Annotated in this window: 6 protein-coding genes and 2 tRNA genes; 6 read left to right on the top strand and 2 right to left on the bottom strand. The window is 50.8% G+C overall.

Features of this window, described 5'->3' with window-relative positions:
* Positions 1 to 109: 109 nt before the first annotated feature.
* Both ACEN2G_RS10305 and ACEN2G_RS10300 read right to left on the bottom strand, forming a co-directional pair.
* Positions 110 to 185 (bottom strand) — tRNA-His (locus tag ACEN2G_RS10305).
* Between the two features lie 85 nt (positions 186 to 270).
* Positions 271 to 347 (bottom strand) — tRNA-Arg (locus tag ACEN2G_RS10300).
* A 238-nt stretch (positions 348 to 585) separates the two neighbouring features.
* Between ACEN2G_RS10300 and ACEN2G_RS10295 the strand changes: the two genes are divergently transcribed.
* From ACEN2G_RS10295 to ACEN2G_RS10270, 6 genes are all read left to right on the top strand, one after another.
* Complete coding sequence (locus tag ACEN2G_RS10295; RefSeq protein WP_442021404.1) at positions 586 to 1,152, top strand: TetR/AcrR family transcriptional regulator; 567 nt, start codon at positions 586 to 588, stop codon at positions 1,150 to 1,152.
* Between the two features lie 29 nt (positions 1,153 to 1,181).
* Positions 1,182 to 2,333: an efflux RND transporter periplasmic adaptor subunit gene (locus ACEN2G_RS10290; protein ID WP_442021403.1), complete on the top strand. Its 1,152-nt coding sequence runs from the start codon at positions 1,182 to 1,184 to the stop codon at positions 2,331 to 2,333.
* 12 nt (positions 2,334 to 2,345) lie between these two features.
* Positions 2,346 to 5,420 (top strand): multidrug efflux RND transporter permease subunit, encoded by a 3,075-nt coding sequence (locus tag ACEN2G_RS10285; protein WP_442021402.1) that lies wholly within the window; start codon positions 2,346 to 2,348, stop codon positions 5,418 to 5,420.
* 199 nt (positions 5,421 to 5,619) lie between these two features.
* Positions 5,620 to 5,826 carry a hypothetical protein gene (locus tag ACEN2G_RS10280; protein WP_442021401.1) on the top strand — a complete coding sequence of 69 codons (207 nt, stop codon included), beginning with the start codon at positions 5,620 to 5,622 and terminating at the stop codon, positions 5,824 to 5,826.
* A gap of 23 nt (positions 5,827 to 5,849) precedes the next feature.
* On the top strand, positions 5,850 to 6,743 hold the full coding sequence (locus ACEN2G_RS10275; protein ID WP_442021400.1) for a DMT family transporter: 894 nt from the start codon (positions 5,850 to 5,852) through the stop codon (positions 6,741 to 6,743).
* 110 nt (positions 6,744 to 6,853) lie between these two features.
* The gene (locus ACEN2G_RS10270; RefSeq protein ID WP_442021399.1) at positions 6,854 to 8,644 is read left to right on the top strand and encodes an aminopeptidase P family protein; all 1,791 of its coding nucleotides are present in this window, start codon (positions 6,854 to 6,856) and stop codon (positions 8,642 to 8,644) included.
* Positions 8,645 to 8,748 lie beyond the last annotated feature (104 nt).

Here is an 8,748-nt window from a genome sequence, read left to right as displayed (position 1 = left end):
GGGGACTTGAACCCCCACACCCGAAGGCACTAACACCTGAAGCTAGCGCGTCTACCAATTCCGCCACCCTCGCACATTTCTTTACTACTCCCAGGCCGTAACCTGAAACTGGGGTGACTGACGGGGCTCGAACCCGCGACAACCGGAATCACAATCCGGGACTCTACCAACTGAGCTACAATCACCATTAAACCTGACTAACTTTCTTTTTGCTTAGGCTTAGTCTACCAAGCTTTTTCTTTATCTACTAGATTGTCTTTATGCACTGAATGGCGCGCCCGACAGGATTCGAACCTGTGACCTCTGCCTCCGGAGGGCAGCGCTCTATCCAGCTGAGCTACGGGCGCTCGCATTTGGACGATGCGGATATTAAGGCTACTGCCGTCTCTTGTCTAGCATTATTTCAGAATAAGAAACCAGTTGCTTAATTTGTCGGCAAAATGCCGTTTTTCTGCCTGAGGTTTTAAATATGTCATCAAATAAGCGCCGCCTTGAGCGATTGACTTATCAGAGAAAAGACCTAAAATCCCAAAATGAATGAACGTTCATTCATACCTTTTTTATGTTGTAAGTGGTAACTATTTAATGGCTGATAAACGCGAACGTATTCTAAGCTCTGCGGAGGCTTTGATTGCCCAATACGGCTTTCATGGTATCTCTATGCAACAAGTGGCGAAACGCGCCAATGTCGCGGCTGGCACTATCTATTGCTATTTTACCGATAAAGAAACGCTATTGCGCTGTGTCCATGAAGAAAGATTACGTGATGCCGCTGTCGCTATCTTAAACGAGGTAGATACCACAGAGCCTAACTACGCTCAGTTTCGTCAACTCTGGCTGAATACCATGCATTACCTGCAAGCCAGCCCAGACAGCTTATGTTATCGCGTGCAGTACGAAGCCTCTCCCCTGTTTAATCGGGAAGAAGAGCGGCAAATGGATGAGCGTTACTTTAAGCCAATACATGAGTTTTTTGAGTGTGGTCGTATCAAGGGACTGTTTCGCGATATGCCCGCCGAGTTACTCGGTTTTTTAGCGCTCGAAAACCTGATGTTACTGACCCAAAAATGTACCAAGGCTGGTATCGAGCTGGATGATACTTTGCATGAACAACTGCTGGATGCCAGCTGGAACGCCATTCTTAAACGTTAATATCTAACAAAAGTTGCGGGAGCAAACGAATGAAAAAATGGACATTGTCCATGTTGTTGCTGGTAGTGATCATCTTCGGCAGCGTCATTGGCTTTAATTTATTTAAGCAAAAAATGATGGGTGAATATTTCGCTAATATGCCGGTACCTAGCTTTCCGGTCACCACTACTGAAGTGATCGCGCAAGATTGGACGCCACGTATTGCGGCCATAGGTTTTATTGAGCCTATTCAAGGGATCGCTGTCAGTAACGAAACTGCAGGCGTAGTGCGCGCCATACATTTTGAGTCTGGGCAGCAGGTAGCTAAAGGCGACATCTTACTAGAGCTGGATGCAGAAGTAGAAAAAGCCAACCTACGCAGTGCGCAGGCTAATTTACCCGCCATGCAAGCGAACCTAAAGCGTATTCGTCAGCTGTTTAGCCGTGGGGCCATTGCACAGAATCAAGTAGATGACTCCCAAGCTAAATATCAAGAGCTGGTCGGCCAAGTAGACTCTCTTAAGGCCACCATAGCGCGCCGTACTATACGTGCGCCTTTTGCCGGTGTTATGGGTATTCGTAATGTATTTTTGGGGCAATACCTGAATGCAGGCACTGATATCGCGCGCTTAGAAGACATTCGTAAATTCCGCATTCGCTTTACCGTGCCACAGACTCGCATCGCCGATATCGCCGTGGGCCAATCGCTGAATATTTTTGTTGATGCCTACCCAACAACACCCTTTATCGGCGAAATCACCGCCATTGAACCTGAGGTGAATCCGGATTCAGGTGTGGTGCAGGTTCAGGCCAGCATTCCTAATCAAGATGGCAAATTACGCTCTGGCATGTTTGCCAAGCTGGACGTACAACTGCCGACGCAAACTGAGCAAATTTTGGTGCCGCAGCAAGCCATCAACTTCACCCTCTATGGCCAAACTGTATTTGTAGTTGAAGAGCAGGCGCCAACAGAAGATAAAGAAAAAGCAGATGCTAGCCAGGATGCAAAACCAGTATTGGTAGCGCAACAGCGCGTGATCGAAGTTGCCGAGCGTGAAGATGATTATGCGCGCGTCGTCAAAGGCTTAAAGCCGGGCGATGTCATAGTCACTTCAGGCCAGGTGCGTTTGTCTAACGGCAGTCATGTGAAGCCAGTAGAAGACGATGCGCTGGATACCCCAGCGTCTGCGCCCCAGCTGTAAGCGGAGAATCTGATGCGTTTTACTGATATTTTTATCAAAAGGCCGGTGCTGGCAATATCGATAAGCTTGCTTATCGTGCTGCTCGGGCTGCAGGCCCTGCAAAAAATGCAGGTGCGCGAATACCCAGAAATGACCAATACCGTAATAACGGTAAGTACCGGTTATTTTGGTGCCAGTGCTGAACTGATCCAAGGCTTTATTACTCAGCCTTTAGAGCAGGCCATAGCCCAGGCCGATAACATCGACTTTATGAGTTCAAGCAGCAGCAATGGCAGCTCAACCATAACGGTGCAAATGAAGCTGAACAGCGATTCTAACGCCGCGCTGTCCAATATTCTGGCACAGGTTAACTCGGTGCGTTCGCAGTTACCGCGCGAGGCCGAAGATCCCAGCCTGCAAATGACCACAGGCGCGTCTACCTCCATCATGTATATCTCGTTCAGCAGTGAAGAGCTGAGCGCGCCGCAGATCAACGATTATCTGCAGCGAGTGATACAGCCACAATTTTACTCGGTAGATGGAGTCGCTAAGATTAACCTGTTTGGTGGCGCTCAGTTTGCGCTGCGGATCTGGTTAGACCCGCAGCGTATGGCCGCCCATAAGCTGACCGCTCCCGAAGTGGTCTCGGTGTTGCAAGCCAATAACTATCAAGCAGCTACCGGTCAGGCGACCGGTTACTACATGCTGTACAACAGTAATATCAACACTCAGATAGAAAGCCCTGAAGAGCTGGAATCTTTGGTGGTGGCTACCCGTGATGATGGCGTAGTGCGGCTGCGCGATATTGCGCAGGTGTCACTGGAAAAAAGTCACGATGTAGTGCGCGCCTTGGCGGACGGCGAATCGGCGGTAGTGATAGGTGTGGATCCTACGCCTTCCGCTAACCCACTAAATGTGGCGGATAACGTGCGCAAGCTGTTGCCAGAGCTACAACGCAACATGCCTGACACCATTCAGATGAAATTGCTGTACGACGCCACCGACGCCATTAACGAGTCCATCAGTGAGGTTATCAAAACCATACTGGAAGCCTCATTAATCGTAGTAATAGTGATCACGCTGTTCTTAGGCTCGTTGCGCGCGGTATTGATCCCCATCATCACCATACCTTTGTCATTGATTGGCGTGGCCATGTTGATGCAGGTATTTGGCTTTAGTATCAACCTGATGACCTTGCTGGCCATGGTGCTGGCCATCGGCTTGGTGGTGGATGACGCCATAGTAGTGGTAGAAAACGTGGATCGGCATATTAAAGCCGGTGAAACGCCCTATCGCGCCGCCATTATTGGTACCCGAGAAATTGCGGTGCCGGTAATCACCATGACCATCACCTTGGCGGCCGTGTATGCGCCTATCGCCTTAATGGACGGCATTACCGGCTCACTGTTTAAAGAGTTTGCCCTCACCTTGGCCGGTGCGGTATTTATCTCTGGCATAGTGGCGCTAACGCTGTCACCCATGATGTGCTCTAAGTTGCTTAAACCCCACAGCGACCCAAATCGCTTTGAGCGCGGCGTAGAAAATACCCTCGGCAAGGTCACACGCGGTTATAGCCGCATGCTGGATGCGGTATTGGCCAAACGCCCAGTGGTGATCATGTTTGCGGTGTTGGTGTTTGCCTCCATGCCGGTGTTATTTGCCTTTATCCCCAGTGAGCTGGCTCCGAGTGAAGATAAGGGTGCCTTCTTGATGATGGCCAAAGCCCCTAACTCCGCCAACTTAGATTACATCGAAAACAACATGCTAAAGGCGGTAGATGTACTCAATAAGGAAGATGGCCTCGCCACCTCGCTAACCATAGCGGGCGTGCCTAATGCCAACCAAGGCTTGGCCGTGGCGGTGCTTAAACCTTGGAGCCAGCGCGACAGTCAAAAAGACGTGATTAAGCGCCTAACACCGGGTTTACAAGCTATTCCTGCGGTGGCGATCAGTGCCTTTGAATTCCCTGAGCTGCCGGGTGCGTCCAGTGGTTTGCCGGTGCAATATGTGCTGACCACGCCGAACTCCTTCGAAAGCCTGTATGAAGTGGCAGCAGATGCACTGAAAAAAGTCAGCCAAAGCCCCATGTTCGTTTATAGCGAGCTGGACTTAGCTTTTGACTCAGGCACCATGAAAATTAAGGTGAATCGCGACAAGGCTGGCGCCTATGGCATTACCATGCAAGACATCGCCATTACCTTGTCGACCATGATGAGTGACGGCTACGTGAACCGTGTGGACTTAGATGGCCGCAGCTACGAAGTCATACCACAGGTGTATCGTAAAGACCGCCTCAATCCGGACTCAATCAAGGATTATTATGTGCGCGCCCATAACGGCGACATGGTGTCACTGGCCAACTTGGTGTCCATTACCATGGAAGCGCAGCCGAGATCCTTACCCCACTTTAACCAGCTAAACTCCGCCACCATAGGTGCCGTGCTCTCGCCGGGTGTGTCCATGGGCGACGCCATCAACTTTATGGAGCAGGAAGTATCGGCTAATCTGCCTAACGGCTATAACCACGACTACCTAGGCGGCGCACGTCAGTTTGTTACCGAAGGTAATGCGCTTTACATGACCTTCTTACTGGCCTTGTTCATCATCTTCTTGGTGTTGGCATCGCAGTTTGAAAGTGTGCGCGACCCGCTGGTGATCATGGTATCGGTGCCGTTGGCAATTTCCGGCGCCCTGATTGCTTTGGCGTGGGGATTGGCCACTATGAATATTTATACTCAGGTGGGTCTAATTACCTTGGTAGGTATTATTACCAAACACGGGATCTTGATGTGTGAAGTGGCCAAAGAAGAACAGCTTGCCGGTGCTAGCCGAACCGACGCCATTCGCACCGCGGCCCGTATCCGACTGCGTGCTATCTTAATGACCACGGCGGCCATGGTCGCCGGCTTGATCCCGCTGCTGTTTGCGGTAGGTGCAGGTGCTATTTCTCGCTTCGGTATGGGTATCGTTATCGTATCGGGCTTGAGTATTGGTACGCTGTTTACGCTGTTTGTATTGCCGGTGATTTACACCTTCTTGGCTTCACAGCACAAGCCGCTGCCCGTGTTTGACGAAGAGCAAGCGCCTAAGATAATAGAAAATCATTAAGCGAGTTTGAAAGTAAAACAACAATCAAAGGGCTGCAGATGCAGCCCTTTTTGTTAGCAAAATTTGTTTATTCACGGCGAGCCAAAGGTGGCAAAAAAGCCGCCACAGTCGGCTCAAATACGGTTAACCTTTCGCTGGCGGGTATTTTGTCTTAACGTGATGGCTATAAAAATAGGTTATAAAAATAAGGAGCAAATACATGCTGGGTATTATCTTATTAGGGCTGGCCATCGCCGCCGTGCTACTGCTGCTTAATCAGGGCCGCAACCAAGCAGAGCGACTCGCGCAATTAGAGGCGCAAAATTTACAACTGCACGAGCGCGTGCAAATACTGGAAGCGCTGGTATTAGAAAAAGAAAAACGCCGCCCGTTTGCTGCGCTCGAATCGCCAGACTCTGAAAGCTAACCCCTTCATAAAAAATAAACTGCATGAAAAACCAAAAAAAAGCGTATCTCTACGGCCTAGGCGCCGTCGCCTGTTGGTCTACGGTCGCCACCGCCTTTAAGTTATCGCTGGGTTATTTTTCGCCGGCGCAATTACTGCTGGTTGCTACTTTTACTTCGACTCTGCTGTTACTCGGCATACTGGCTTGGCAAGGCAAACTGGCACTGCTTAAAAACCACTTTACAGCCAAACTCAGTTATTACCTGTTGCTGGGCCTGATTAACCCCACGCTTTATTACTTAGTGTTATTTCAGGCATACGACCGACTGCCCGCACAACAGGCACAAACCCTTAATTACACTTGGGCCATTACCCTCACCCTACTGGCGGTGCCTTTTTTAGGGCAAACGATTCGCCGCCAAGATTGGCTGGCCATCATGCTCGGTTATTTGGGTGCCATTGTGATTGCGACTCAGGGTAACTTGCTGAGCCTGGATTTTGCGGACTCACTCGGTGTCGCCTTGGCGTTATTGTCCACCCTGCTGTGGGCAGGTTATTGGATTTTAAATACCCGCCAACAAGGCGATGCGCTGGTCAGCCTAACCTTGAGCTTCTTGCTCGCATTACCCTTGATCGTTATTGCCACAGCGCTGTGGTCAAACTTTCAGTTAACCGCTTGGCAAGGCTGGCTGGGTGCCATTTATGTGGGCTTATTTGAAATGGGCTTGGGGTTTGTGCTCTGGCTAATGGCGATGCGTTATGCAGAACATACGGCGCGTATTTCTAACCTGATTTTTATCTCGCCGTTTGTGTCGTTATTATTGTTGCGCTGGTTGGTGAATGAGCACATTTACCCTGCCACCCTAGTCGGTTTGAGCTTGATAGTGCTTGCATTATTGATCCAGCAGCTGCCCATGCGTAGTAGAGCAGCAACATAAACCGCCACTTTTTGCCAACGCTAAGCGGGCAGCGTACAGTGACTTATGTGCTGAATTCTGTTCTCAAAGACTGGCCTTATTTTACTATTAAATTCTCATTAGGAGCCCACATGCCTCACGCTCAGCGTCTCGCGGCGATCCGCCACACCATGGCCGCCCAACATCTGCAGGCGTTTATTGTGCCCCACGATGACGAACATCTGGGTGAGTATATTCCGCCCTATGCAGAGCGTTTGGCCTGGCTCACCGGCTTTACCGGCTCGGCCGGTGTTAGCCTAATATTGCCTGAACACGCCGCCATCTTCGTCGATGGCCGCTACACGGTGCAAGTGCGCCAGCAATGTGCGGCTGCTTTGTTTAATTATCATCACTTAATGAGTGAGCCTTATCTCGATTGGCTGCTCAGCCAACTGCGTAACGGAGATAGCGTGGGCTTTGATGCGCATTTGCACAGCCAGCAGTGGTATCAAAATGCGCAACCTAAATTAGCGGCCAAAGGCATCACCTTAGTGCCCGTATCCGAGAACTTAATCGATGCCCAGTGGCACGACCGCCCACAGCCCACGGCCAATCCCGCCCTATTACTCAGCCAAGACTACAGCGGCCAGCACAGCCAAGCCAAACGCAGCCGTATCGCCCAAGATTTAGCGGCAGCGAATATAGACGCGCAATTATTTACTCAAGCCGAACCTATTAACTGGCTGCTCAATATTCGCGGCCGCGACATTCCCTGCCTGCCCGTGGTGTTGAGCTTCGCGCTCTTGCATAAAGATGGCAGCCTGCAGTTATTTGCCGATCCCGCTAAATTTTCCGGTCTAGATTTAAGCGGCCACTGCGGCTCTGATGTGACTTTGCAGCCGATGACAGACGTCACAGGCGCACTGCACGCACTCGGTAAAAAAGGCGCGCGCGTGCAGTTAGATGCCACTACCGCCAACGCGTGGAGCGCGCTTACCCTAAGCGAGGCCGGCGCCGAGCTAGTGTATGGTGAAGATCCTTGCATGCTACCCAAAGCCTGCAAAAATCCGATAGAAGTCAACGGCAGCCGCGCCGCGCATTTGCGCGATGGCGCCGCCATGTGCCGCTTCTTGGCTTGGTTAGATGCGCGCGTCGGCCAAGCCAATCCCGAACAGGAAGATGAAGGCAGCTTGGCCGATAAGCTAGAAGCGTTTCGCGCCGAAAACTCAGAGTTTGTCGAACCCAGCTTTAGCACTATTTCTGCCCTAGGTTCCAATGCGGCTATGTGCCACTATCATCACTTAAATGGTACGCCGCGCCGCTTAGGTCAAGATGCGATTTACCTAGTAGACTCAGGCGGACAATATCTGGATGGCACCACAGACATTACTCGCACAGTGGCGGTCGGCCAGCCAGATGCAGAAATGAAAAAGCTGTTTACGCTGGTATTGCGCGGCCATATCGACTTAGCGAGCGCCCGTTTTCCGGCCAACACCTGTGGCCAGCAACTCGATGTATTAGCGCGCCAGCCCTTGTGGCAACAAGGCTATAACTTCGATCACGGCACCGGCCATGGCGTGGGCCATTATTTAAGCGTGCACGAAGGCCCCCAGCGTATTTCACCCAAAGGCAGCCAAACCGCACTCACCACCGGCATGATAGTGTCTAACGAACCGGGTTATTATCGGGAAAATGCCTTCGGTATACGTTGTGAAAACCTACAAGTGGTGCAGCCCGCCAGTATGGTTGGTGATATTCCGGTATTTGCATTTGAAACCCTGACTTTTGTGCCTTTTGATCGGCGCTTAGTAGATACTGACTGGCTGGAGCCTAAGCATATCGATTGGCTAAACCAATATCATGGCCAAGTATGGGAAAAAATCAGCCCACAGCTAAGCGGGCTCGACTTGGTTTGGCTAAAACAAGCCACTCAAGCCCTATAATGCCTGAACACTGTCATTTGCCGCCCACGGCTAAAATTCGCTAAACTGCAACCGCATATTGGCGCTTAAGTATGGTCTTAAGCGCCAACCATTAAACGGATTCA

It is taken from the genome of Oceanisphaera sp. W20_SRM_FM3 (genome assembly GCF_052119705.1).
Classification (GTDB): domain Bacteria; phylum Pseudomonadota; class Gammaproteobacteria; order Enterobacterales; family Aeromonadaceae; genus Oceanimonas.
This window is presented reverse-complemented; position numbering and strand designations above follow the sequence as displayed.